Source organism: Sphingomonas sp. IW22 (assembly GCF_041321155.1).
In the GTDB taxonomy this organism is placed as follows: Bacteria; Pseudomonadota; Alphaproteobacteria; order Sphingomonadales; family Sphingomonadaceae; genus Sphingomonas.
In genome coordinates this window covers 944,415-969,873 of sequence record NZ_JBGGWB010000001.1, presented here as the reverse complement: position 1 = coordinate 969,873, position 25,459 = coordinate 944,415, and the positions used below count along the sequence as shown (strand labels likewise).

The window sequence follows — 25,459 nt, the reverse complement described above, 5'->3', positions numbered from 1 at the left end:
CCCGCCTGCTCGTTCGTCAGGAAACGAAAGGCAATAAAATGGGGCATAGCGAGATGCGTGACAGGGCGTTGTTGGGGGCCGTGGGCCTCGCGGCGGTAACGGCAACCGCACTGGCATTTGCAAGCGCACCACAGGCGACAGCGCAGGAAAGCGCGCCCGTAGCAGCGTCCACGCCATCGCCCGCCACTGCAATCGACCGTGATGTGCTGCACGCACAGGTCATCATGTCGAAGCTGGGCTTTTCGTCGGGCCTGCTCGACGCCAAGGACAGCCCCGCGTTCAAGGCGGCGTTGCGCGGTTTTCAGGAAAGTCGCGGCTTGGGTGTGACGGGGCGTCTGGACCGGCCCACGCTGGCGGCGCTGTCGCGACATCGCGGCTGGCGCCCGACCAAGACGGTCGAGCTGGCGCCGCAGATGCTGGCCGGGCCGTTCATGAACCCCACGCCCGATGATTATGCCGACCAGGCGAAGCTATCGGGCGTGCCCTATCGCTCCCCGCTCGAAAAGCTGGCGGAGATGTTTCACACCTCGCCGCAGATGCTGGTGGACCTGAACGGCGCCGACACCCCATTGCGGGCGGGTCAGCGGATCGTGGTCCCCAACGCGCTGCCGACGTCGCGCGATTATGCGATTGACGATGCAACGTGGAAGCGGACGGTCGCCTATCTGAACGTCGACGCCAACCAGCCCGATGCCGATCATGTCGTCGTCGACGAAAGCGAAGGCGTGCTGAAGGTGATGGACGCGAACGACAGGCTGATCGCCCAGTTTCCCGCCACCATGGGCTCAGCGCAATTCCCGCTACCGATCGGCGAATGGACGATCAAGGGTAACGCCTATAACCCCGACTGGCGCTTCGACCCGGATCTGATCGCGGGCAGCGCGCCCGACGCCAAGGAAACGGTGGTGCCACGGGGGCCGAACAATCCGGTCGGCGTGGTGTGGATGGACCTGTCCAAGGAACATTACGGCATCCACGGGACGCCTGAGCCGCAGAATATCGGCAAGACCGAAAGCAATGGCTGTATCCGCCTGACCAACTGGGATGCCGCGCGACTGTCGATGATGGTCAAGCCGGGGACCAAGGCCGTCTTTCAGCGATAACGGGATGACGCGACTCGGTTGGGCGATACTCGCGCTGATCATCATTGCGGGTGGCCTGTTCGCCACGATGCTTCGCTTTGGTGGGGAGGGCGCGCCGGAGAAGCCCGCAAATCCCGCTCCCAACATCCAGTCACCGGCTGTCGCAGACGTGCCGCCGCCTGGTCGCGTCGCATGGGGGCGTGGGCTGCTCACCGTGCCCGTCGCCGGGATAAGCCGGGCGGATATTATCGCAAGCTGGGGCGATCCGCGCGACGGCGGCGCGCGGCTGCACCGGGGCAATGACATCATGGCGCCGGGCGGCACGCCGGTCCTGGCCGCTGCCGATGGTACCGTCGAAAAGCTTTACTGGAGCGAGGGCGGGGGCGGCAACACGCTCTATGTCCGCTCCCCCGATGGCCGATGGAGCTATTATTACGCGCACCTGTCCGCCTATGCCCCCGGCATTGCGGAGGGGGACCGCGTTCGCGCGGGCCAGGCGATCGGCGCGGTGGGCGACACCGGCAATGCCGGACCCGGCAACACGCACCTGCATTTCGGCATGAGCGTCATGGCCCCGGGCGACCGCTGGTGGCAGGGACGCGCCGTCGACCCGACACCGCTGCTGGCTGGCCCCTCTCTTGCCGATCCCGACCGCCGCCGCTAAGGCCGGGGCACCAGCTCTTTCCAACAGGTACAGTCATGAAGATCAGCGGCGTGGACATTCGTCCCGGCAACATCATCGAGTATGAAGGCGGCATCTGGCGCGCGGTCAAGATCCAGCACACCCAGCCCGGCAAGGGCGGCGCCTATATGCAGGTCGAGATGAAGAATCTGATCGACGGGCGCAAGACCAACGTCCGCTTCCGTTCGGCCGAAACGGTCGAGCGCGTGCGGTTGGATACCAAGGATTTCCAGTTCCTGTTCGCCGAAGGCGACACGCTGACCTTCATGGACAAGGAAAATTACGAGCAGATCACGCTCGAGAAGGACGTTCTGGGCGATGCCGCCGAGTTTCTTCAGGACGGCATGGATGTCGTCATGGAACTGCATGACGAACGCCCGATCAGCGTCCAGCTGCCCGACACCGTCGAAGCGACGATCGTCGAGGCCGATGCCGTTGTGAAGGGGCAGACCGCTTCGTCCAGCTACAAGCCCGCGATCCTCGACAATGGCGTGCGCGTGATGGTGCCGCCGCACATTTCGTCGGGCACGCGCATCGTCGTCGACGTGTATGAGCGCGAATACGTCCGTCGCGCCGACTGATTGCTGACAGCTCCTCCTCGTTCCGCCGGGGAGGGGGAGGAGTTTTGATATGACTGCCCAATCCGGCCTGATCACCGTCATGGAGCGCGCCGCCCGCAAGGCGGCGCCTCGCCTGCGCCGCGACTTCAACGAGGTCCAGCATCTTCAGGTCTCCAAAAAGGGGCCGGCCGACTTTGTATCGATGGCCGACCAGCGCGCCGAACGCACGCTGTACGACGAACTTCTGAAGGCGCGGCCCGACTGGGGCTTCGTGATGGAAGAAGGCGGCGTGATCGAGGGTGATCCCGACAAGCCGCGCTGGATCATCGACCCGCTCGACGGCACCACCAACTTCCTGCACGGCATCCCGCACTTCGCGATTTCGATCGCGGTGGAGGACCCGCGCAACGGCATCACTCACGGCATGATCTATCAGCCGTTGACCGACGAGGGTTTCTGGGCCGAGAAGGGGCGCGGTGCGTGGCTGACGGGCCAGCGGCTGCGCGTTTCGGCGCGGCGCGACCTGAACGACGCGCTGATCGCCACAGGAATCCCGTTTCTCGGCCACGGAAATTTTCCCGAATGGACGCGCATTTTCGGTGCGGTTGCGCCTGAAGTGGCGGGGATTCGCCGACTCGGCTCGGCGGCGCTCGACCTCGCATGGGTCGCCGCAGGCCGGTTTGACGGCTTTTGGGAAAGCGGCCTGCAGAGCTGGGACATCGCGGCGGGCATCCTGATCGTCAAGGAAGCCGGTGGTTTCGTTACTGATTTCCGCGGCGCCGATCAGGCGCTTGAACGCAGGCAGGTGCTGGCGGCGAATGACGTTCTTCACTCAAAGCTGCACAAGCTGGTCGCCGGCGCACTGCGCTGATCGACCCTGCTGAACCCGGCGTGTCGCGGGACGCGACAAACGCCGGGTTCAGTTGCGATTCATTCTCATAGCCGCCGCGCCTTGCCCCCTTCGGGTCATCGTCCTAGAAGCGCGCCCAACCCCTCTGTTGCAACGCGAGATGACCCTTGGTCGACCTGTCGCAATATCTGCCGATCCTGCTCTTTCTGGGCGTGGCACTGATCCTGTCGTCGGCATTCGTTTTCCTGCCGATGGTGGCGGCGCGCTTTACCGGCGCGCACAAGCCGACGCCTGAGAAGCTGACCGAATATGAATGCGGCTTTCCCGCGTTCGAAGATTCGCGCAGCCAGTTCGACGTCCGCTTTTATCTTGTCGCCATCCTGTTCATCGTCTTCGATCTCGAAGCCGCCTTCCTATATCCATGGGCGGTGAGCGTGTTCGATCTGGGCTGGACGGCTTGGTTCTCGATGATGATCTTCATTGCCGAACTCGCGCTCGGCCTTGTCTACGCTTGGAAAAAGGGAGCACTCGATTGGGAGTGAACCTCGCACAGCCCGCGCCGGGAACGGCGCCCGACCTGGGCTTTTACAACGACCTGAACGGTGAGCTTCAGGACAAGGGCTTTCTCGTCACCTCGACGGAAGAGCTATTCCAATGGGCGCGCACTGGTTCTTTGTGGTGGATGACCTTCGGCCTCGCATGCTGCGCGGTCGAGATGATTCACGTGAACATGCCGCGCTATGACATGGAGCGATTCGGTGCCGCGCCGCGCGCATCCCCGCGTCAGTCGGACGTGATGATCGTCGCGGGCACGCTGTGCAACAAGATGGCCCCGGCGCTGCGCCGCGTCTATGACCAGATGTCTGAGCCGAAATACGTCATTTCGATGGGCTCGTGCGCCAATGGCGGTGGCTATTATCATTACAGCTATTCGGTCGTGCGCGGCTGCGACCGGATCGTGCCGGTGGACATCTATGTCCCCGGTTGTCCGCCGACTGCCGAAGCGCTGCTTTACGGCGTGATGCAGCTCCAGCGGAAAATCCGCCGCGTGGGAACGATTGAACGATGAGAGCGCCTGCTCCCCGCTGTGCCTCGAACGAGGGTGTGATCGACACCGCCACGGCGGCGATCGGTCCGGCCCTGCTGGATGCGCAGGACAAGGTTGGTGAGGTCACGCTGACCGTCACCCGCGACGGCTTGCTCGCGGCAATGACGGCGCTGCGCGACACGCCCGGCCTCGAATATCAGCAGCTGATGGAAATCGCCGGCGTCGATTATCCAGAGCGCGAGGAGCGCTTCGACGTCTGCTATCACCTGCTCAGCGTTACGCGGAACCACCGCCTGCGCGTGCGCGTGACCGCGACGGAAGATACGCCTGTGCCGTCGGTGGCGGACATGTGGCCGGTCGCCAACTGGCTGGAGCGCGAAGTCTATGACATGTATGGCGTGCTTTTCGACGGGCACCCGGACCTGCGCCGGATCCTGACCGACTATGGCTTTCGCGGGCATCCGTTCCGCAAGGACTTCCCGCTGACGGGCTATGTCGAGCTGCGTTATTCGGAAGAGGCCAAGCGCGTGGTTTATGAGCCCGTGAAGCTGGCCCAGGATTTCCGCACCTTCGACTTCATGAGCCCGTGGGAAGGCGCGCAATATGTGCTGCCCGGTGACGAGAAGGCGCCTGCGCCTCAGCCCGTTCCGGAAGCAAAGGGCGCTCCTTCGCCGGTCACCGCCGACCAGCTGAAAAAGGGTGGCGACGGCGAGCCAGCCAAATCGCGCACGCACGAAGTCAAGACCAGCGAAAACACCGGGCAGACCGGCGCGGGTCAGCCGCATCCGGGCAACCGTACGGATGAAAAGCCCGTCGACCCGGATGTCGTTCCCTCGAAGGGCGGGGGTCAGAACCAGTAATGACCGATACAACCACCGAACTGATGCACGCGGCCGGGCAAACGCCTGAAAGCCCCGGCGACGTCGCGATCCAGAATTACACGATCAACTTCGGTCCCCAGCACCCGGCGGCGCACGGCGTGCTGCGTCTGGTCATGGAAATGGACGGCGAAGTGATCGAGCGGATCGACCCGCATGTCGGCCTGCTCCATCGCGGCACCGAAAAGCTGATCGAGTACAAGACCTATCAGCAGGCGATCCCCTATTTCGATCGTCTCGATTACTGCTCGCCGATGTGCATGGAGCACAGCTTCGTGCTCGGCATCGAGAAGCTGCTCGATCTGGAAGTGCCGGTTCGTGGCCAGTATCTGCGCGTGTTCTTCGCGGAACTGACGCGCATCATGAACCACATGCTGAACCTTGGCAGCCATGTCATGGATGTCGGCGCGATGACGCCGAACCTGTGGATGTTCGAGCTTCGCGAAGACCTGATGAACTTCTATGAGCGGGCCTCCGGCGCGCGCATGCACGCGAATTATTTCCGCGTCGGCGGCGTGCGTCAGGACGTGCCGCTCAAGCTGCTGACCGACATCGCCGACTGGCTCGACACGCGTCTGCCGCAGCTGTTCGGGGACGCGATCAGCCTGGTTGCCGAAAACCGCATCTTCAAGCAGCGTAACGTCGATATCGCGATTGTTAGCCGTGAAGACGCGCTGAAATGGGGCTTCTCCGGCCCGATGATCCGCGCTGCCGGTCTTCCCTGGGATCTTCGCAAGTCGCAGCCCTATGACGTCTATGACCGCATGGACTTTGAAGTGCCGGTCGGCACGCGGGGTGACTGCTACGACCGGTTCATGGTCCGCGTCGAGGAAGTGTACCAGTCGGCACGCATCATGAAGCAGTGCCTGAACGAGATGCCGGACGGCCCCGTGCTGTCGCTCGATCGCAAGGTGGCCGTCCCGAACCGGGCGGACATGAAGCGGTCGATGGAAGCACTGATCCATCACTTCAAGCTCTTCACCGAAGGGTTCCATGTGCCCGCCGGCGAAGTCTATGTCGCGACCGAAAGCCCCAAGGGCGAGCTGGGCGTGTTCATCGTCTCCGATGGGTCGAACAAGCCCTATCGCGTCAAGATCCGGCCGACGGCGTTCAGCCATCTTCAGGCGATGGACTTTATGAGCCGCGGACACATGCTGGCCGACACCACCGCAATTCTGGGGGCAATGGACATCGTGTTCGGGGAGTGCGACCGTTGAGCCGCCTGCCGATCATCGAGCGCCTGATGGAACGCTATAACGCGCGCGATGCCGACGGTTATGCCGACATGTTCGCCGTCGATGGCTGCGAAGCCAATTATCGCGGCGACGTCGTGCGCGACGGTCGTGAGGGCGTGCGCGCCGGCATGGCGAAGGTGTTCGAGCAATTCCCCGAAAATCGCGCCGACGTGCTCCAGCAGTTCGAACTGGGCGACCGCGTGGTCCTTCACGAGCGCGTGTTCCGTTCGGCCGATGCCGAGCCGTTCGATGTGATGACCGTCTATTCGTTCAGCGGTGACGAGGTGAGCCGCGTGGAGTTCATTCGCTGATGGCCGACGCACCCAATATTCCCGACGAAGCCGAAGTCCGCGCGCGCTGGGGTAATTTTGCCTGGAACGAGGCGAATGCCGCCAAGGCCAAAGAGATCGTCGCGCGCTACCCCGCCGGGCGTCAGCAATCGGGCACGCTGCCGCTGCTCGACCTGGCGCAACGCCAGGTGGGAGCGGAGACGCAGACGCAGGGCTGGTTGCCGGTTCCGGTGATCGAATATGTCGCCTCGTATCTCGGCATGCCGTATATCCGCGTGTTCGAAGTGGCGACCTTCTACACCATGTACAATCTGGCCCCGGTCGGCCGCTATCACGTGCAGGTTTGCGGCACGACGCCATGCATGCTGCGCGGGTCGGACGATGTGCTGGCGGCTTGCAAGAACCAGGGCCTGATCAAGGGCCGCACGACGCCCGACGGCCTGTTCACGCTGACCGAGGTGGAGTGCATGGGTAATTGCGCCAATGCGCCCATGGTGCAGATCAACGACGATAATTACGAGGATCTGGATTACGACAAGACGGTCGCGATCCTGTCGGCGCTGGCGAACGGAGAAACGCCGAAGCCGGGTCCGCAGAACGGCCGTCACACCTCGGAGCCGGAAGGCGGGCCGACCACGCTGACCGCGATGGTCGATGCCAATCACGATTACCGCTCGGAATGGTCGGCATGAGCAAGAACACGATCATCACCATTTTGGCGATCATCGGCGCGATCGTCGTGCTGGGCTGGGTGCTGAAGCTCAGCTTCAAGCTGCTGGGCGTATTGATCGGCGCCGCAATCGTCGTCGCCATCTTGGCGGGTGGCCGCAAGTTGCTGGGGAACGGCAAGTAATGCTCGCTGACAAGGATCGCATCTTCACCAACGTCTATGGCTATCAGCCATGGAACATCGACGCGGCGATGAAGCGCGGCGACTGGGACAATACGAAGGCGCTGCTGGAACTGGGCCAGGATACGATCATCGATCGGATCAAGGCATCGGGCCTGCGCGGTCGCGGGGGTGCGGGCTTCCCGACCGGCATGAAGTGGAGCTTCATGCCCAAGAATCCGACCCCGGAACGTCCCAGCTTCCTGGTCATCAACGCCGACGAATCCGAACCGGGTTCGTGCAAGGATCGCGAGATCATCCGCCACGACCCGCACAAACTGATTGAAGGTGCTTTGGTCGCTGGCTTCGCGATGCGTGCGCGGGCGGCCTATATCTACATTCGCGGCGAATATATTCGCGAGGCCGAGGTGCTGTTCGCCGCGATTGCCGAAGCATATGACAAGGGTCTGATCGGCAAGAATGCCTGCGGTTCGGGCTATGATTTCGACGTGTTCTGCCACCGCGGCGCCGGCGCTTATATCTGCGGCGAAGAAACCGCGATGCTGGAAAGCCTTGAGGGCAAGAAGGGCCAGCCCCGGCTGAAGCCACCGTTCCCGGCAGGCGCCGGTCTGTATGGTTGCCCCACCACGGTCAACAATGTCGAATCGATTGCGGTTGCGCCGACGATCCTGCGGCGCGGTCCCGAATGGTTTTCCAGCTTCGGGCGGGAGAATAACAAGGGCACGAAGCTGTTCCAGATCAGCGGCCATGTCGAAAAGCCGTGTGTGGTTGAGGAAGCGATGAGCATCCCCTTCCGCGAGCTGATCGAAAAGCATTGCGGCGGTATTCGTGGTGGCTGGGACAATCTGCTGGCGGTCATCCCCGGTGGTTCCTCGGTTCCGCTGGTCCCTGCGGCCGAGATCATGGACTGCCCAATGGATTTTGACGGCCTGAAGGGCGTCGGATCGGGCTTGGGCACTGCGGCCGTCATCGTCATGGACAAGTCGACCGACATCGTCCGCGCGATCAGCCGCATCAGCTATTTCTACAAGCATGAAAGTTGTGGCCAGTGCACGCCGTGCCGTGAAGGCACCGGCTGGATGTGGCGCGTGATGGAGCGGATGCGCACCGGCGACGCCGACATTTCCGAGATCGACACGCTGTATCAAGTGACCAAGCAGGTCGAGGGCCACACCATCTGTGCGCTCGGGGATGCCGCCGCCTGGCCAATCCAGGGTCTGATCCGCCACTTCCGCCCGGAGATGGAGCGGCGGATCATGGAACGCCAGGGCCACGGCGCGTCCTATCAGGAGGCGGCAGAGTAAATGGCGGGCGCGCTTGCCCTGTTGATGTTGGTCGCCGCGGCCCCGCCGCAGGCACAGGCGTCGTCGCGTCTGTCGTTGAAGCCGGCGCGGGTGCCGACCGGTACCATGTCCCCGGCCGCACGGGCGCGCGTGACGCTTGAGGGGTTTGCCCGTTGCGTGCTCCAGAGGGACCCCAAAGGTGTCGACCGGGCGCTCGCCATGCCGATGTCGAGCGCGGGCCAGAAGGCGGTCGCCGGGCTGGCGACCAATGAATGCCTGGGCGTGTCGGGCGATTACGACAGCAGCCGCCTGTCAATTAATGCCCGGTTGCTGCGCGGTGCGCTGTATGCCGAGTTGGTTCGTAGGCGTGTCGGGACCGACACGCCGCTTGCCGCTTCGGCGGACCTGACGCTGGGTGCGGCGCCCGACGATGCAGCGGCGCAGCGCCACGTCGCGTTGGTTCGGTTCGGTGACTGCATCCTGCGCCGCGATCCGGCAAGGGCAATCCATTTTGTGCGCGAGAACGCCGAGACCGGGGCCGAGGCCAAGGACGTGGCCGCACTGGTGCCGGCGATGGGTGCGTGCGTCGACCAGGGCGCCAAGGTCGAGCTCAGCAAGCCGATCCTTGAGGCGGCGATCGCCGAGGCCGTATATCTCAATACCAATGCCGCGCGTGCGGCCGGAAACAGCTGATGCCTAAACTGAAAGTCGACGGAATCGAAGTCGAGGTGCCGCAGGGCGCCACCGTGCTTCAGGCGTGCGAAGCGGCGGGTAAGGAGATTCCCCGCTTCTGCTATCACGAACGCCTGTCGATTGCGGGCAATTGTCGCATGTGCCTCGTCGAGGTAAAGCCGGGGCCGCCCAAGCCGCAGGCGAGCTGCGCGCTCCCCGCCGCCGACAATCAGGAAGTGCGGACCGATTCGGCGATGGTGAAGGCCGCGCGCGAAGGGGTGATGGAGTTCCTGCTCATCAATCACCCGCTCGACTGCCCGATCTGCGATCAGGGTGGCGAGTGCGACCTTCAGGATCAGACCATGGCCTATGGCCGTGGCGCCACGCGCTATACCGAGAACAAGCGCGCCGTGACCGAGAAGTACATGGGCCCGATCGTCAAGACGGTCATGACCCGCTGTATTCAGTGCACCCGCTGCGTCCGCTTCGCGGAGGAAGTCGCGGGCGTGGAGGAAATCGGCGCGATCTATCGCGGCGAAAACATGCAGATCACGTCCTATCTCGAAAAGGCGGTGACCAGTGAGCTGTCGGGCAATGTCGTCGATCTGTGCCCGGTCGGTGCGCTGACTTCCAAGCCCTATGCGTTCAACGCACGCCCGTGGGAATTGAAGAAGACGCTGGCGATCGACGTGATGGACGCGGTCGGCAGTAACATCCGCCTCGACAGTCGCGGTCGTCAGGTGCTGCGTGCCCTGCCGCGCATCAATGAGGACGTGAACGAGGAATGGGCGCACGACAAGACGCGCCACCATGTCGACGGCCTGGTCCGCCGCCGCCTCGACAAGCCTTATGTGCGCCGTGTTGGCAAGCTCCAGCCCGCCAGCTGGGATGAGGCGTTCGCCGCCATCGCTCAGGTCGCCGCCACTGCGGGGCAGGGCGTTGCCGCGATTGCCGGCGACATGGTCGATTGCGAGACGATGTTCGCGGCCAAGAAGCTGGTCGGCGCATTCGGTTCGTCGCTGCTCGAAGGGCGGCAGACGGGCATGGCTTATGACGTCAGCAATCTGGGTGCGGTCGCCTTCAACACGACAATCGCCGGGGTTGAGGACGCTGATGCGATTCTGCTGGTCGGCAGCAATCTTCGCTGGGAAGCGCCGCTGATCAACACGCGCGTCCGCAAGGCGATCAAGCGTGGCGCGCGCGTGTTCGCCATCGGTCCGCAGGTAGATTTGACCTATAAGGTCGAGTGGCTGGGGGACGATCTGTCGCTGCTGGGCAATCTGCCCTCAGCCGCGGCAAGCGTGCTTGAACAGGCCGAGCGGCCGATGATCGTCGTCGGTCCTGGCGCGCTCAAGGGCGGCCAGGGTGCAGCGCTTGCGCTGGCCAAGTCGCTGAACGTCGTGCGCGACGGCTGGAACGGCTTCAACGTCGTGCATACGGCGGCTGCCCGCATGGGCGCGCTGATGCTCGGCTATGCGCAAACGGGCGGGATTGCCGATATCGTCGCTGCAAACCCCAAGCTGGTGTTCTTCCTGGGCGCTGACGAGGTTGATTTCACGGCCTTTGCCGGTGCGTTCAAGGTCTATGTCGGCCATCATGGCGACAAGGGCGCGCATCACGCCGACGTGATCTTGCCCGCGGCCAGCTATGCCGAAAAGCCCGGCACCTATGTCAATCTGGAAGGCCGCGTGCAATTCAGCGAGCGTGCGGTGTTCGCCCCCGGCGATGCGCGCGACGACTGGTCGATCCTGCGCGCGTTGTCGGACGTGCTGGGTCACACATTGCCGTTCGACGATTTCGCCGGCCTGCGCCGGGCGATGGCGGTCGAAGTTCCCGCGCTTGGGCGTCAGGGCCTTGCCGGTTACGACTGGAATCCGCCGGCGCTTGATGGCAAGGGGGCCGGAGCGGTCACTTATCCGATCGCCGACTTCTATCTCACCAACGCCATCTGCCGCGCGTCGCCGACGATGCAGCGCTGTTCGGCCGAACTGATCCATGGCGAGGATTTCGCGGAGGCAGCCGAGTGACGTCTTTCTTCGAATGGCTCGGCCTGCCCTTCGAGGCGGCCTGGACGGTCGCCACGCTGGCGGGCATCCTGTTGATCGCGCTACCCGTCATGCTGGCGGTGGCGATGATCATCTATGCCGACCGCAAGATCTGGGCAGCGATGGCGCTGCGCCGGGGCCCGAACGTCGTCGGTCCCTTCGGCCTGCTCCAGTCGTTCGCCGACGGCCTGAAGGTCTTCCTTCAGGAAACGATCATCCCCACCGGCGCGAACAAGGGCCTGTTCCTGCTGGCGCCGATCATCACCTTTACGGTTGCGCTGATCGTATGGGCGGTGGTTCCCTTCGATGTCGAAGTCGTGCTGGCGGACATCAATGTCGGACTGCTCTACGTGCTCGCGGCATCGTCGCTGGGCGTTTACGGGATCATCCTGGCGGGCTGGTCGTCCAACTCGAAATACCCGTTCTACTCGGCGATCCGCGCGGCGGCGCAGATGGTCAGCTATGAAGTGGCCATCGGTTTCGTGCTGGTGTCGGTCGTGTTGTGGGCGGGCAGCTTCAACCTGACTTCGATCGTCGAGGCGCAGCGCGGGCTTTACGGGTTCATCAACGGCTTCGGGTTCAACCCGCTGCTGTTCCCGATGGCGGTGGTGTTCTTCATCTCGGCGCTGGCGGAAACCGCGCGTGCGCCCTTTGACCTGACCGAAGCCGAATCGGAACTGGTGGCCGGTTATCAGACCGAATATTCGTCGATGGCGTTCGCGCTCTACTGGCTTGGCGAATATGCCAACGTCATCCTGATGTGCGCGCTGAACGCGGTGCTGTTTTGGGGTGGCTATCTGCCGCCGTTCGACTGGGCGCCGCTTTATTATGTGCCGGGCATCATCTGGCTGTTCCTGAAGATGGGTTTCTTCTTCTTCCTGTTCAGCTGGGTGAAGGCGACGGTCCCGCGCTATCGTTATGACCAGCTGATGCGGCTGGGCTGGAAGATTTTCCTGCCCCTCAGCCTGGTTTTTGTGTTCCTCGTGTCGGGTTTCCTGATGCTGACGCGCGTTGGAGTTTCGGCATGAGTTTCGCTCAGACCCTAAAATCATTTGCGCTCGCCGAGTTCGTATCGGCGCACCTTTTGACCTTGAAGTATTTCTTCAAGCCGAAGGCGACGATCAATTATCCGTATGAAAAGAACCCGATAAGTCCGCGTTTTCGCGGCGAACATGTGCTGCGCCGCTATCCCAACGGCGAGGAACGCTGCATCGCGTGCAAGCTGTGCGAAGCGGTGTGCCCGGCGCTGGCGATCACGATCGAGGCGGAGCCGCGCGAGGACGGGTCGCGTCGCACCACGCGTTACGACATCGACATGACCAAGTGCATCTATTGCGGCTTGTGTCAGGAGGCCTGCCCGGTCGATGCGGTTGTCGAGGGACCAAACTTCGAATTCTCGACCGAAACGCGTGAGGAGCTGATCTATCACAAGGAAAAGCTGCTCGCGAATGGCGACCGGTGGGAACGCGCGATCGCCGCGAACCTTGCCGCCGACGCCCCCTATCGTTAAGCGGCGCGGGCATAAGGGGTCAGTCATGATTCAGTTCCACTCCGCCGGGCACCATTTGTCCCGCGCGGTCGCAGCCGGGAGGGCGTTCGCTTGATCCAGGCCATCGCCTTTTATCTGTTCGCGACCATTGTCGTCCTGTCGGCGGCAATGGTCATCACCGCGCGCAACCCGGTGCATTCCGTGCTCTGGCTGATCCTCGCATTCTTCAATGCGGCGGGTCTGATGGTGCTGGTGGGTGCCGAATTCATCGCGATGCTGCTCGTCATCGTTTATGTCGGTGCGGTCGCGGTCCTGTTCCTGTTCGTCGTGATGATGCTCGACATCGACTTCGCCGAACTGCGCGCCGGGTTCGTCCGCTATCTGCCGCTGGGGCTCGTGCTGGCCGTCGCACTTGCGGCCGAGTTGATGATCGGCGTTGGCGCGTGGAGCGCGGGCGGGATCGAGCTGTCGACGCGCATTGCGCCGATTGACGCGCTTGTGCCCAATATCGAAGCGATCGGGCGGCTGCTCTACACCCGCTATCTGCTGGTGTTCGAGGGCGCGGGCCTGGTCCTGCTGGTCGCCATGATCGGCGCGATCGTGCTGACGCACCGTGATCGGACCGGCGTTCTGAAGCAGAATGTCGCTCGGCAGGTTGCGCGCCGCCAAAAGGACGCGACCCGCAACGTCAATCAGCCCGTCGGGCAGGGGGTGGAGCTGTGATTGGTCTCAACCACTATCTGGCGGTCGGCGCGATCCTGTTCGCGCTGGGTGTGATGGGAATCTTCCTCAACCGGAAGAACCTGATCGTCATTCTGATGGCGATCGAGCTGATCCTGCTGGCGGTGAACATCAACCTTGTCGCCTTTTCCGCCTTTCTCGGTGATCTGGTGGGACAGGTGTTCGCGATGTTCGTGCTGACCGTCGCGGCCGGTGAGGCGGCGATCGGGCTTGCCATTCTCGTCATCTATTTCCGTGGCCGTGGCAATATCGCGGTCGATGATGCCAACCGGATGAAGGGGTAAGCATCTGGTGATTCAGGCTATCGTCTTTCTGCCGCTGATCGCGGCAATCGTCGCGGGCTTCGGCAACCGCGCGATCGGCAATGTTGCCGCCAAGTCGGTGACGACCGGCGCGTTGTTCATCGCCTGCGCGCTGTCTTGGCCGATCTTCCTCGGTTTCCTGACGGGCGGGCGCGAGGCCGAGGTCGTGCATGTCCTCGACTTCATCCGTTCGGGTACGATGGATGCGGCTTGGGCGCTGCGCGTCGATACGCTGACGTCGGTCATGCTTGTGGTCATCACCAGCGTGTCGGCGCTGGTCCACCTGTATAGCTGGGGCTATATGGCGGAGGACCCGGATCAGCCGCGCTTCTTCGCCTATCTGTCGCTGTTCACCTTCGCCATGCTGATGCTGGTGACGGCGGACAACCTGATCCAGATGTTCTTTGGCTGGGAAGGCGTGGGTCTGGCCAGCTATCTGCTGATCGGCTTCTGGTATAAAAAGCCGTCGGCTCAGGCCGCTGCGATCAAGGCGTTCGTCGTCAATCGCGTCGGCGACCTTGGCTTCATGCTCGGTATTTTCGGCACCTATCTGGTGTTCGGGACGATCTCGATCCCAGCCATCCTTGAGGCAGCGCCGTCCATGGCTGGCTCGACCATCGGGTTCCTGGGTTACCGGCTCGACACGATGACGGTGCTGTGCCTGCTGCTGTTCGTCGGCGCGATGGGCAAGTCGGCTCAGCTTGGTCTGCACACCTGGCTGCCCGACGCGATGGAGGGGCCGACCCCGGTGTCGGCGCTGATCCACGCGGCCACCATGGTGACCGCAGGCGTGTTCATGGTGTGCCGCCTGTCGCCGATGTTCGAGGTCTCGCCTTTCGCCCTGACCGTCGTGACCGGCATCGGCGCCGCGACCTGCATTTTTGCAGCGACGATCGGCACCGTTCAGACCGACATCAAGCGCGTCATTGCCTATTCGACCTGTTCGCAGCTGGGCTATATGTTCTTTGCTGCGGGCGTCGGCGCTTACGGCGCGGCGATGTTCCACCTGTTCACGCACGCGTTCTTCAAGGCGCTGCTGTTCCTGGGCGCCGGTTCGGTGATCCATGCGATGCATCACGAACAGGACATGCGCTTCTATGGCGGCCTGCGCCGTCACATCCCGGTCACCTTCTGGACGATGATGGCGGGTACGCTGGCGATCACCGGCGTCGGCATCTACGGCGTAGGCGGGTTCGCGGGTTATCACTCGAAGGACGCGATCCTTGAGGCGGCTTGGGCTTCGGGCACGGGGCAGGGCGCATTCTGGGTGGGTACGCTCGCCGCGCTGCTGACCAGCTTCTATTCGTGGCGCCTGATGTTCCTGACCTTCTGGGGCAAGCCGCGTTGGTCGGGGTCCGAGCATATTCAGCATGCGGTGCATGACGATCATGGCCACGGCCATGATCATGACGCGCCTGCGCAGGAAGATGCGGGTCACGCACCGGTGGCACATGCTGCGCACGCGCATGACGAACATGGTCATGCCGCGGACGAGGGCACGGCGGGCTATCACCCGCACGAAAGCCCGCTGGTCATGCTGATCCCGCTTCTGGTGCTGACCACGGGCGCGGTCGGTGCGGGTCTGGCGTTCCACCATGCATTCCTCGAGGATGCCGGGTTCTGGAACGGGTCGATCTTCTTCAACACGCATCTGGCGCATGCCATGCATGAGGTGCCGTTGCTGGTTAAGCTGGCGGCGACGATCGTCATGATCCTCGGCCTGCTGACGGCGATCTACGCCTATCTCATCCGTCCGGGCTTTCCGGCGCGCTTTGCGGAGACATTCCGCGTGTTGCACCGGTTCCTGCTCCACAAATGGTATTTTGACGAGCTGTACGACCTGCTCTTCGTCAAGCCCGCCTTCGCGTTCGGTCGCCTGTTCTGGAAGGCCGGGGACGAGGGGACCATTGACCGCTTTGGCCCGAACGGGTCGGCGGCGCTGGTCTCGCTTGGCAGCCGGGTCGCAGCGCGCGTCCAGTCAGGATATGTCTATTCCTATGCCTTCGTCATGCTGATCGGGCTTACCGCTGCGGTCACCTGGGCAATTGCGGGGCGGTGAGGTCATGAGCGGTTTTCCCATCCTCTCCGTCATGCTGGCCGTGCCGCTTCTCGCGGCGATCGGTTGCCTTTTCGTCGACAAGCATACGGCTCGCTGGGTCGCGCTGATCGCGACGCTGATCAATTTCGTCCTCGGCTGTCTGCTATGGGCCAATTTCGAGATCGGCGCGGCGGCACCACAGTGGCAGTTCACCGAATATGCGCCGGTCTTCGGCCGTTTCGCCTGGGCGCTCGGCATCGACGGCTTCGCGCTGATGCTGATCATGCTCAGCGTGTTCCTGATGCCAATCTGCATCGGCGCCAGCTGGGAAGCGATCGAGGAACGGGTGCCGGAATATATGGCGCTGTTCCTGGGCGTCGAAGTGCTGATGATCGGCACTTTCGCGGCGCAGGACCTGTTCCTGTTCTACATGTTCTTCGAAGCCGGCCTGATCCCCATGTACCTGATCATTGGCATCTGGGGCGGCGCGAACCGCATTTACGCGAGCTACAAGTTCTTCCTGTATACGCTGCTGGGTTCGGTGCTGATGTTCATCGCCATGCTTTATATGAGCGTGACGGCGGGCACCTCGTTCATCCCGGACCTGATGGCCTATGACTTCCCCGGCGGAGTTCAGACCTGGCTGTGGCTGGCGTTCTTCGCGTCGTTCGCGGTCAAGATGCCGATGTGGCCAGTCCACACCTGGCTGCCCGACGCGCACGTTCAGGCGCCGACCGCGGGGTCGGTTATCCTGGCGGGCGTGCTGCTCAAGCTCGGCGGTTATGGCTTCCTGCGCTTCAGCCTGCCGATGTTCCCCGAAGCGTCGGGCCAGCTGGCGTGGCTGATCCTGGCGCTGTCGGCGGTCGCGGTCGTCTATACCAGCCTTGTCGCGCTGGTGCAGTCGGACATGAAGAAGCTGATCGCCTATTCGTCGGTCGCGCACATGGCGATCGTCACCATCGGCCTGTTCGCCTTCAACCAGCAGGGGCTGGAAGGTGCGATGATCGTGATGCTCAGCCATGGGCTGGTGTCGGGTGCGCTGTTTCTTTGCGTCGGCGTCATCTATGACCGGCTGCATACGCGTGAGATCGCGCGTTATGGCGGTCTGGCCAACAACATGCCGCGCTACGCGATCCTGTTCCTGCTGTTCACCATGGCGTCGATCGGCCTGCCGGGCACGAGCGGGTTCGTGGGCGAGTTCCTAAGCCTGGCCGGCACCTATCAAGTGTCGACATGGATGACGTTGATTTGCACGACCGGCATCATTCTGGGCGCGGCATATATGCTGTACCTGTATCGCCGCGTGGTTTGGGGTGAGATCAAGTCCGACGATGTTCGCGTGATGCCCGACCTGTCGAAGCGAGAAATCGCATTGCTGGCGCCGGTCGCGGCGGTGGTGTTGTGGATGGGGGTCTATCCCGAAAGCTTCATCGCGCCGATGCGGGCCGACGTGACCACGTTGCTGGAACGGATCAACCGCGCCAATCCAGGCAGCGATTCGCGTCCCACCGCGGGCAACCCGCAAGCGATCGCCGCGCATGAGGCGCATGTCGAAGAAGTTACGGCCCATGGCGAGGCCGGCGAGGGTGGCGATGCCGCCGCCGCCGAAGCCCCCGCGCATGGCGGAGGCCATTGATGTCCTACGGTACGCAGATGCTGTTCATCCTGCCCGAACTGGTGCTGACCTTGGGCAGCCTGGCGCTGATGCTCGCGGCGGCATGGGGCGGTCAGAACTCGACCCGCGCGATCAGCTATGCGGCGGTCGCGCTGTTGGCGGGCGCCGGAATCGCGCTGTTCGGTCCTGCCTCAACCGGCGGCGTGGCGTTTGATGGGCTGTGGCGGGCGGACGCGTTCGGCGCCTTTGCCAAGGTGCTGATCTATATCGCCAGCGCGGTCGCCATCCTGATCGCGCCGCGCTTCTTCGCTGAAACATCCGGCGATGATCTGCGACCCGAATACCCGGTGCTGATGCTGCTTGCGGCGGTCGGCATGGGTATGATGGTGTCGGCGGCGGACCTGTTGACGCTTTACGTCGGTCTGGAGCTTCAGAGCCTTGCTGCCTATGTCCTTGCCAGCTTCATGCGGCGCGATCAGCGGTCGGCGGAATCGGGGCTGAAATACTTCATCCTCGGCGCGCTGGCATCGGGAATCCTGCTGTACGGTATCAGCCTGGTCTACGGCTTCTCGGGCACGACGCTCTACACCGGCATCGCGGGTGCCTATGCTGCGGGCACATCGACTGGGCTGCTGTTCGGGCTGGTGTTCGTGTTCGCGGGCCTTGCCTTCAAGATCGCGGCGGTGCCGTTCCACATGTGGACACCCGACGTGTATGAAGGCGCGCCGACCCCGGTGACGATGAGCTTCGCCAGCGCGCAGAAGGTCGCAGCAGTCGCGCTCGCGCTGCGCATCGCGATCGAGGCGATGGGACCGGCATCGGCCGATTGGCGTCAGATCGTGATCTTCGCGGCGCTGGCTTCGGTCATCCTCGGCGCTGTGGCGGCGATTGGGCAGAAAAACATCAAGCGTCTGCTTGCCTATTCGTCGATCAACAATGTCGGCTTCGCGTTGATCGGCCTTGCCGCCGCGACGGAGCAGGGCGTGGCGGCGGTGCTGACCTATATGGTCATCTACGTCGTGATGACGTTGGGCAGCTTCCTGGTCGTGCTGCAGATGCGCGGCGCGGACGGGCAGCCGGTCGAGGATATCGCCAGCCTGTCGGGCATGTCGCGAACGCGACCCGGTCTGGCGCTGGCGCTGGCAATGTTCATGTTCAGCCTTGCGGGGATCCCGCCGCTGTTCGGTTTCTATGCCAAGTTCGCGGTATTCGATGCCGCGGTCCAGGCTGGCCTGTTTCCGCTGGCGGTAATCGGCATCGCGGCATCCGTCATCGGCGCCTATTATTATCTGCGGATCGTCAAGACGATGTATTTCGACGCGGTGGCGCCTGCCTTCGCGCCGAGCGACAGCGTCGTTGAAAAGGGCCTGATCGCGGCCAGTGCGGTGTTCATCTCGCCGGTCGGCTATCTGCTGATCCCCGCGCTCAGCGCCGCCAGTCTGGCGGCCGCACGGGCGCTGTTCTGAGCCCTATCCTCACCGTCGAGGAAACCGGATCGACCAATGCCGACTTGCTCGCGCTTGCCGCGAGCGGGGTGGCGGAGGGGACATGGCTTTGTGCCGGGCGCCAGACGGCAGGGCGCGGGCGTCAGGGGCGGGTGTGGTCGTCGCCGCCCGGCAATTTTCATGGCAGCGCGCTGCTCCGCCTGCGGCCCACCGACCCGCCCGCGCCGCTGCTGTCATTGGTAGCGGGTGTGGCGCTGCATGAGGTGGTCAGTGCGTTTCTGACGCCCATGCCGGGATCGCTTGCGCTCAAATGGCCCAACGACCTGCTGCTCAACGGGGCGAAGCTTGCCGGCATTTTGCTGGAGCGTAGCGGCGACGCAGTCGTCATGGGCATCGGCGTGAACCTCGCCCATCATCCTGACCTGCCCGACCGGCCCACAACTTCACTCGCGGCGCAGGGGGCGGCGGTCAGCGTCGCGATCTTTGCGGAAACACTGGCGGAGGCGGTGGCGCGCTGGCTGGATCGCTGGCGCGGTGGCGGCGTCGACGCGATTCGCGCGGCATGGCTTGCCTGCGCGCATCCTGCCGGCACAGCCATCCGCTTGCACGAACCCGGCGGCGCAGAAGTGGCCGGGCTGTTCGAGGGATTGGATGCGCACGGCGCGCTCATCCTGCGCTTGGCGGATGGGCGTATGCGTGTCATCCACGCGGGCGACGTGTTCCTGCTCTAACGCGGAGATTGTTCAAATGCTGCTCGCGGTTGATGCCGGTAACACCAACGTCGTGTTCGCGCTGGTCGATGGCGAGCGCAATATCCGCGCACGCTGGCGCATTGCGACCGATCCACGGCGCACGGCGGACGAATATGTCGTATGGCTCAATCAGCTGCTGACGCTTGAGGGCTATGCGCGCGACGATGTAGAGGCTGTCGTCATCGGCACGGTCGTGCCGCGCGCGCTGCACAATCTTGAAGTGCTGGCCCAGAAATATTTCGGTGCGCCCGCACTGGTGGCGGGGCGTGACCTGCCATGGGGCATTGCCCTCGACGTCGACGAACCAGCGAATGTCGGCGCCGACCGCGCGCTGAACGTCATTGCAGCGCATGAGAAATACGAAGGCGACCTGGTCATCGTCGATTTCGGCACGGCCACAACCTTCGACGTTGCCGATTATTCCGGGGCCTATAAGGGCGGGATCATCGCGCCGGGCATCAACCTGTCGCTTGATGCGCTTGTGGGGGCGGCGGCCAAGTTGCCGCGTATCGCCATCGAGGCGCCGGAAACAGCGACCGTGATTGGCCGCACGACCGTCAGCCAGATGCAGATCGGCATCTTCTGGGGCTATGTCGCGATGATGGAGGGCCTGATCGCGCGTATGCGCGCGGAGATCGGGCGTCCCGCGCGCGTGATCGCGACGGGTGGGCTGGCCGTATTGTTCGAGCAGCATAGCGATGCATTCGATGCCATCGAGCCGGACCTGACGATTCAGGGGCTGGCGATCCTTTGGCAGCGTCGCCATATCTAGCACCAAGACGTTTTCGGCCGCGTATCGTCGCGTCAAGTGCGACCGGCCAACCCATTTTCCGAAGTCAGGAACCAAGTGACCCCACAGAACGAACTGCTTTTTGTCGCGCTCGGCGGATCGGGCGAGATTGGCATGAACGTCAATCTTTATGGTACCGCCGGCAAATGGCTGATGGTCGATTGCGGCGTGACCTTTGCCGATCCGGGTTATCCGGGCGTGGACATCATTCTGCCCGACCTCAGCTTTATCGAGGACCGGCTCGACGATCTGGTGGGGATCGTCATCACTCACGGGCATGAAGACCATATCGGGGCGCTGCCCTATCTCGCCGCCGATCTGGGCGTGCCCATCTATGCCACGCCATTCACCGCCGGGCTGATCCGCGGCAAGCTGGATGAAGAGGGCATTGCCGACCAGGTGGTGCTGAAGGTCGTGGAGTTCGGCGGCAGCGTCGATATGGCGCCGTTCAAGGTGCGCTTCGTACCGCTTGCCCACTCGATCCCAGAGGGTAACGCCCTGCTGATCGAAACGCCGCAGGGCCGCGTATTTCACACCGGCGACTGGAAGATCGACGAATCGGTCACGATGGGCGTGCCTTCGACCGGTCAGGAACTGACCGCGATCGGGGATGAGGGCGTGTTGGCGCTGGTTTGCGATTCAACCAACGTCTTCAACGAAGATGCGTCGGGGTCCGAAGCGGACGTGCGCGAGGGGCTGGACCGCGCGATCGAGGAAGCGGCGGGACGGCGCGTAGTCGTCACCACCTTCGCCTCCAACGCGGCGCGGTTGCAGACGCTGGGCGAATGCGCGCGCGACACCGGGCGGCGGCTGTGCCTTGCCGGGCGTTCGCTCGACCGGATCGTGCGCGTTGCGCGCGCGACGGGTTATCTCAAGGACTTCCCCGAAACCGTCGATTTCGAAACCGCGATGAAGCTGCCGCGGGGCAACGTGCTGATCGTCGCGACCGGCGGACAGGGGGAGCAGCGCGCGGCATTGGCGCGCATTGCGGACAATAACCACCCGATCAAGCTGGAGGCGGGTGACCGCGTCATTTTCTCCTCCAAGCAGATTCCGGGCAACGAGGTCGCGATCGGGCGGATCATGAACCAGTTGGCGGAGCAGGGCGTCGACCTGATCACCGACCGGCAGGCATTCGTCCACGTGTCCGGCCATCCCGGCCGACCCGAATTGCAGGCTATGTACCGCTGGATTCGCCCGCAAATGGTGGTGCCCGTGCATGGTGAGATCCGGCATCTGGCCGAACATGCCCGCTTTGCGCTGGCGAACGGCGTGCCGCAGTCGATCCGTCACAAGGACGGCGATGTGCTGCGCCTGGCGCCGGGCGAGCCGAAGCGGATCGGCTTTGCGACCGTCGGGCGACTGGTCGTCGATGGCGACGTGATCCTGCCGTCGGACGGTGCGACCATCGCGGAGCGGCGGCGGATCGCCAATTACGGCCAGATGTCGGTCGCAGTTGCGCTGAACCGCGACGGACGGCTTATTGGTGAGCCGCAGGTGCGTATTCAGGGCGTCCCGGTCGAGGAGGAGCGCGAGCCGTTCCTGGACGAAGTGGCCGATGCGGTCGTGCAGACGCTCCGCAAGGGTGAGCGCGACCCCGATCGCCGTCGTGAGGCCATTCGCCTTGCCGCGCGGCGCGTTGCGACCCGCTGGACGGGGAAGAAGCCCGTGGTCGACGTGCTGGTCATCGGCGGCTGACAGGGGAGGAAGCGGTGCCCTGGCAATCGGGTCTGGCCATCTGGTTTCTGTTCTGGTTCCTGTGCCTCTTCTTCGTCCTGCCCTTCTTTGCGCGGACGGGTGAGGAAGCGGGGGAGGTACGCGTGCCTGGTCAGGCTGACAGCGCGCCGGTCCGCTTTCCCATCTGGCGCGTGATCGGGTGGACGACGTTAGTCTCGACGCTGATGTTCGCCGCCTTTATCGCCAATTACATCAATGGCTGGGTTACCGCCGACATGCTGGACTTTGCCCATTAGAGCCGCTGCGCTTCGCTCAGCGGGCGCGCGGGATGACTGGCAGCCAGATCGACATGTCCCCACGCCCCAGCAGCGGATCGAACCCCTCGCCATAGCGTTCGAAGGCCGGGACAGGTGCCACCGTAAAGGGCGCGGCGGGCAACCAGTCGGCGGCGATCCACCCCCACGCCGCACGCAGTTCTGCGAGTTGTTCGAACCCGTCGAACACGGCATAACTTCCGGCGGGAAGGGTTACCTCCGTCGATCCGGGCAATAGTGGCGCAGCGGCCGCGACTTCGACGGCGGCGATATAATCGAGATAGGGCTGGTCGATCTGGTCCGCATAGCGCACCCCATATCCGACATCGTTGCACTGACCCGGCAGCGGGGAGGCGCCCATCAGCCGCGCCCACTGATTGGGTGACTGCTTTGCAAAGCGCGTGTCGGGGTGCTTCGCGTGAAAGCCGGCCAGGCGCATCGCCGGACGTTCAACGAAACTGGGGTTACGCGCCATGCATCAGGCGCGCAGTCGCTCGATGGCCTGGGCGAGCGCCACGTATAGCTTGCCCGAGTCCGATGACAGCAGGGCGACCCCCATCGTCGACCCTTCGCGCTGCGCCAGGACGATGCGCAACATCCCCTCGAAATCGTGGATGTAGCGATTGACCTGTTCGTGGAAATCGGGGTCCGCGTCGTAAAGCGCGGCGATCTCGCGCAGCTGTCCGGGCTCCAGCAACCGCACCGCGCGGCGAGTGAAGACGCCGCGATCGCCCTTCAGATAGGCGGCCCATGCGGTGTCCGCGACATCGGCCGACAACGCCTTCGCGATGTCGATCGAGGCCGAATTGAGCGCTTCGATCAACAGCGACATGCGCCGCGCAAAGCTGTCGCGATCGGCGGCCTCTCGCTCGGCATCGGCCTGTTCGATGCGGGCTTCTACCTGGGCGCTTGCCTCTGCCATGGCCAGCGTCTTCTTGCCTACCCGGTCGGCGGCGATGGTCGCGATGCGGACCGCGTCGTTCGCGGCTTCGGCAAGTAGCTTCAGCTGGCGCGCGACCGAATCGTCAAATGCGCGGGCGAAATGCTCGACCGCTGACTGCTCAAGGCGGGCGGCGGCTTCGGGGATGACGGCGCCCAGCGTCTTGCGGGCATGATCGGCGGCGGCGCCCGCCGTTTCGCGGATGCGGATCAGCGCTTCGACCAGCTGCGGCGCGGCGCCATCGGCAAATTCGCGCGTGTCGGCGATGGTCCGTTCGATGGTGCCCTGAATATCCTCGATGCGCTCGCTGCCGGTACCCAGTGCATCCACCAGCGCAGCGGACAGACCGACCAGCGTGTCCCGCTGCGCGTTGACGGTGGTGTTGATCGCCTCGATCGCGCTGTGGGTGCTTTCGGCGGCGGTGACCAGCGCCAGCAGCTCAGGCTTGGCAGCGGACACGATACGGCGGCTGTCGCCCACGCGCGTGTCGAGGCGCCCCAGCGCTTCAGGCAGTGTTTCGTCGATTTCCCGCGTGGCGGCATCAAGCGCGGTAAGCAGCGTTTCCGCCGTTTCCATGGTTGCGCGCGCCACATCGTCGCCGCCGCGCATGGCATCGCGCATTGCGTCCAGACCGGCGGTCACGGTTGTCACCTGCTCGGCAAGGGCGGCGGCGCGCCTGGTCCCGGCGTCGTGCAGCTGGTCGATCTGGGCGGTCGCGCGGGCGACATTGGCGTCCAGCGTTTCGAACAGCGAATCGGCTTGTTCGCGTTCCCGATCCAGTGCCTGGGCAATGGTGGCGATGCTGGCTTCGACCAGCGACAGGCGTTCGCGTAGCCGGTCGAGGCCAGCCTGTGCATGCTGGTCCAGCACTGCGTGGTTCGATGCCAGCATGGCGGCGGTCGCATCGCCCTGCGCCGCAATGCCGCGACGCGCCTCGTCAATGGCGGTGGCGGCGCGTTCGAGAACCGCGTCCACCTCAGCCGACATGCGGGCGGTAAGTTCCTCAAGCCGCACTCCGGCGCTTTCGCTGGTCGCCTCCATGCGGGTGATGTGCGCTGCCAGCCGCTGCGCCGCGCCGCTTGCAACTTCGTCGGCGTGACGGCCGCGTTCGGTCAGGGCGGCAAGCTGGGCGTCCAGCGCCGCTACCTTTTCACCGGCATCCATGCCGATATCGCCAAAGGAGGTGGCGAGCGCCTGAACCTCGCCCTGCGCCTTGGGCAACTGCGCGAGCAGGATGGCCAGCCGCTTGGCCGCGCCCTCGCTCGATTCGCCCAGCGTGCGTGCGGCCGTGTGGATGGATGCGACCTCCGTCGCCATCGCATGGGCCACCGCCTGCATCCGAGCGGTTGCGCTGTCACCGGTTTCCATCAGCTCGCGCATATGTTCGTCGAGCAGCGCACGGTCGGCAGCAATGCGTTCGGACAGCATCAGCATCCGCGCCTCGAACCGGTCGGCCTCCTGTCGCAGCGCGCGTTGAAGCGCAGCGAAGCGGCGAGCCTGTTCGTCCCCTGTCCGGCGCGCCACCAGCCAGAGAATGGCGATCAGGGCGAGCGGTGCGACGACGGCTGCACAAAGCTGAACGATCGCCACGGGGTCGTCGGGCATGGCGCCTGTATCAGCGAGTAGCAGCCAGCCGACCAGCCCCATCCACAACAGCGCCGCCAGCACGGCGCTGCCGGCCAGGGCCCGTTCCGATCCCGACGGCGGCGGCGCTTCGAACGTGGTATCCGGGTCGAGGTGCTGCATCGGCAGCACGTCATTTCCGTCCGGCGCCGAGTCGCGCTTTACCCGGTCGGCGTGGAAATCGATGATGCGAGAACCCCCGTGCATTTTTCACTTTTAACACATCGCAGCGCATTCGCGAGCGAAACCATGCGTTAA

27 protein-coding genes are annotated in these 25,459 nt (G+C 64.0%); 25 read left to right on the top strand and 2 right to left on the bottom strand.

Annotated elements, in window-relative coordinates; translation table 11 throughout:
- Window positions 1-53 precede the first annotated feature (53 nt).
- The 25 genes from ACAX61_RS04870 to ACAX61_RS04750 all read left to right on the top strand — a co-directional run bounded on the left by ACAX61_RS04870 (window position 54) and on the right by ACAX61_RS04750 (window position 22,620).
- A complete protein-coding gene (locus ACAX61_RS04870; protein WP_370713671.1) occupies window positions 54-1,103 on the top strand; it encodes a L,D-transpeptidase family protein in 1,050 nt (349 codons plus the stop codon).
- 4 nt (window positions 1,104-1,107) lie between these two features.
- Window positions 1,108-1,746 (top strand): M23 family metallopeptidase, encoded by a 639-nt coding sequence (locus ACAX61_RS04865; RefSeq protein WP_370713670.1) that lies wholly within the window; start codon window positions 1,108-1,110, stop codon window positions 1,744-1,746.
- Window positions 1,747-1,781: 35 nt separating this feature from the next.
- Entirely contained in the window at window positions 1,782-2,345 is a 564-nt protein-coding gene (gene efp, locus ACAX61_RS04860; RefSeq protein ID WP_325284041.1) for an elongation factor P, read from the top strand.
- A gap of 49 nt (window positions 2,346-2,394) precedes the next feature.
- Window positions 2,395-3,195 (top strand): inositol monophosphatase family protein, encoded by an 801-nt coding sequence (locus ACAX61_RS04855; RefSeq protein ID WP_370713669.1) that lies wholly within the window; start codon window positions 2,395-2,397, stop codon window positions 3,193-3,195.
- Between the two features lie 146 nt (window positions 3,196-3,341).
- Complete coding sequence (locus ACAX61_RS04850) at window positions 3,342-3,716, top strand: NADH-quinone oxidoreductase subunit A (RefSeq protein WP_325284043.1); 375 nt, start codon at window positions 3,342-3,344, stop codon at window positions 3,714-3,716.
- Window positions 3,707-4,243, top strand: a complete 537-nt coding sequence (locus ACAX61_RS04845) for a NuoB/complex I 20 kDa subunit family protein (protein ID WP_370713668.1) — start codon at window positions 3,707-3,709, stop codon at window positions 4,241-4,243. The genes ACAX61_RS04850 and ACAX61_RS04845 overlap by 10 nt, the downstream gene beginning before the upstream one ends.
- A complete protein-coding gene (locus ACAX61_RS04840; RefSeq protein WP_370713667.1) occupies window positions 4,240-5,082 on the top strand; it encodes an NADH-quinone oxidoreductase subunit C in 843 nt (280 codons plus the stop codon). Before ACAX61_RS04845 ends, ACAX61_RS04840 begins: the two co-directional genes overlap by 4 nt.
- Before the next feature lie 23 nt (window positions 5,083-5,105).
- Window positions 5,106-6,317 carry an NADH-quinone oxidoreductase subunit D gene (locus ACAX61_RS04835; protein ID WP_370714905.1) on the top strand — a complete coding sequence of 404 codons (1,212 nt, stop codon included), beginning with the start codon at window positions 5,106-5,108 and terminating at the stop codon, window positions 6,315-6,317.
- A complete protein-coding gene (locus tag ACAX61_RS04830) occupies window positions 6,305-6,646 on the top strand; it encodes a nuclear transport factor 2 family protein (RefSeq protein ID WP_370713666.1) in 342 nt (113 codons plus the stop codon). Before ACAX61_RS04835 ends, ACAX61_RS04830 begins: the two co-directional genes overlap by 13 nt.
- Complete coding sequence (locus ACAX61_RS04825) at window positions 6,646-7,317, top strand: complex I 24 kDa subunit family protein (RefSeq protein ID WP_370713665.1); 672 nt, start codon at window positions 6,646-6,648, stop codon at window positions 7,315-7,317. Before ACAX61_RS04830 ends, ACAX61_RS04825 begins: the two co-directional genes overlap by 1 nt.
- Window positions 7,314-7,478 carry a hypothetical protein gene (locus tag ACAX61_RS04820; protein WP_370713664.1) on the top strand — a complete coding sequence of 55 codons (165 nt, stop codon included), beginning with the start codon at window positions 7,314-7,316 and terminating at the stop codon, window positions 7,476-7,478. The genes ACAX61_RS04825 and ACAX61_RS04820 overlap by 4 nt, the downstream gene beginning before the upstream one ends.
- Window positions 7,478-8,779, top strand: a complete 1,302-nt coding sequence (nuoF, locus tag ACAX61_RS04815; RefSeq protein WP_370713663.1) for an NADH-quinone oxidoreductase subunit NuoF — start codon at window positions 7,478-7,480, stop codon at window positions 8,777-8,779. The genes ACAX61_RS04820 and nuoF overlap by 1 nt, the downstream gene beginning before the upstream one ends.
- Before the next feature lie 24 nt (window positions 8,780-8,803).
- Complete coding sequence (locus tag ACAX61_RS04810; RefSeq protein WP_370713662.1) at window positions 8,804-9,451, top strand: hypothetical protein; 648 nt, start codon at window positions 8,804-8,806, stop codon at window positions 9,449-9,451.
- Window positions 9,451-11,457 carry an NADH-quinone oxidoreductase subunit NuoG gene (gene nuoG, locus ACAX61_RS04805; protein WP_370713661.1) on the top strand — a complete coding sequence of 669 codons (2,007 nt, stop codon included), beginning with the start codon at window positions 9,451-9,453 and terminating at the stop codon, window positions 11,455-11,457. Before ACAX61_RS04810 ends, nuoG begins: the two co-directional genes overlap by 1 nt.
- Window positions 11,454-12,503 (top strand): NADH-quinone oxidoreductase subunit NuoH, encoded by a 1,050-nt coding sequence (nuoH, locus tag ACAX61_RS04800; protein WP_370713660.1) that lies wholly within the window; start codon window positions 11,454-11,456, stop codon window positions 12,501-12,503. Before nuoG ends, nuoH begins: the two co-directional genes overlap by 4 nt.
- The gene (gene nuoI / locus ACAX61_RS04795; RefSeq protein ID WP_370713659.1) at window positions 12,500-12,985 is read left to right on the top strand and encodes an NADH-quinone oxidoreductase subunit NuoI; all 486 of its coding nucleotides are present in this window, start codon (window positions 12,500-12,502) and stop codon (window positions 12,983-12,985) included. The genes nuoH and nuoI overlap by 4 nt, the downstream gene beginning before the upstream one ends.
- A gap of 90 nt (window positions 12,986-13,075) precedes the next feature.
- Window positions 13,076-13,687, top strand: coding sequence for an NADH-quinone oxidoreductase subunit J (locus tag ACAX61_RS04790; RefSeq protein WP_370713658.1), 612 nt, complete (start codon window positions 13,076-13,078; stop codon window positions 13,685-13,687).
- Window positions 13,684-13,989 (top strand): NADH-quinone oxidoreductase subunit NuoK, encoded by a 306-nt coding sequence (gene nuoK / locus ACAX61_RS04785; protein ID WP_325284054.1) that lies wholly within the window; start codon window positions 13,684-13,686, stop codon window positions 13,987-13,989. Before ACAX61_RS04790 ends, nuoK begins: the two co-directional genes overlap by 4 nt.
- A 7-nt stretch (window positions 13,990-13,996) precedes the next feature.
- Window positions 13,997-16,066: an NADH-quinone oxidoreductase subunit L gene (nuoL, locus tag ACAX61_RS04780; RefSeq protein WP_370713657.1), complete on the top strand. Its 2,070-nt coding sequence runs from the start codon at window positions 13,997-13,999 to the stop codon at window positions 16,064-16,066.
- A 4-nt stretch (window positions 16,067-16,070) separates the two neighbouring features.
- The gene (locus tag ACAX61_RS04775; RefSeq protein WP_370713656.1) at window positions 16,071-17,681 is read left to right on the top strand and encodes an NADH-quinone oxidoreductase subunit M; all 1,611 of its coding nucleotides are present in this window, start codon (window positions 16,071-16,073) and stop codon (window positions 17,679-17,681) included.
- Window positions 17,681-19,126 (top strand): NADH-quinone oxidoreductase subunit NuoN, encoded by a 1,446-nt coding sequence (gene nuoN / locus ACAX61_RS04770; protein WP_370713655.1) that lies wholly within the window; start codon window positions 17,681-17,683, stop codon window positions 19,124-19,126. Before ACAX61_RS04775 ends, nuoN begins: the two co-directional genes overlap by 1 nt.
- 5 nt (window positions 19,127-19,131) lie before the next feature.
- Window positions 19,132-19,836 carry a biotin--[acetyl-CoA-carboxylase] ligase gene (locus tag ACAX61_RS04765; RefSeq protein ID WP_370714904.1) on the top strand — a complete coding sequence of 235 codons (705 nt, stop codon included), beginning with the start codon at window positions 19,132-19,134 and terminating at the stop codon, window positions 19,834-19,836.
- A 16-nt stretch (window positions 19,837-19,852) separates the two neighbouring features.
- Window positions 19,853-20,629, top strand: a complete 777-nt coding sequence (locus ACAX61_RS04760) for a type III pantothenate kinase (RefSeq protein ID WP_370713654.1) — start codon at window positions 19,853-19,855, stop codon at window positions 20,627-20,629.
- A gap of 75 nt (window positions 20,630-20,704) precedes the next feature.
- Window positions 20,705-22,345, top strand: coding sequence for a ribonuclease J (locus ACAX61_RS04755; protein WP_370713653.1), 1,641 nt, complete (start codon window positions 20,705-20,707; stop codon window positions 22,343-22,345).
- 14 nt (window positions 22,346-22,359) lie between these two features.
- On the top strand, window positions 22,360-22,620 hold the full coding sequence (locus tag ACAX61_RS04750; RefSeq protein WP_370713652.1) for a DUF1467 family protein: 261 nt from the start codon (window positions 22,360-22,362) through the stop codon (window positions 22,618-22,620).
- A 16-nt stretch (window positions 22,621-22,636) separates the two neighbouring features.
- On the opposite strand, the gene ACAX61_RS04745 is transcribed toward ACAX61_RS04750, so the two are convergent.
- Window positions 22,637-23,113, bottom strand: a complete 477-nt coding sequence (locus ACAX61_RS04745; RefSeq protein WP_370713651.1) for a GyrI-like domain-containing protein — start codon at window positions 23,111-23,113, stop codon at window positions 22,637-22,639.
- Between the two features lie 3 nt (window positions 23,114-23,116).
- Window positions 23,117-25,408, bottom strand: coding sequence for a coiled-coil domain-containing protein (locus tag ACAX61_RS04740; protein ID WP_370713650.1), 2,292 nt, complete (start codon window positions 25,406-25,408; stop codon window positions 23,117-23,119).
- Between the last annotated feature and the right edge of the window lie 51 nt (window positions 25,409-25,459).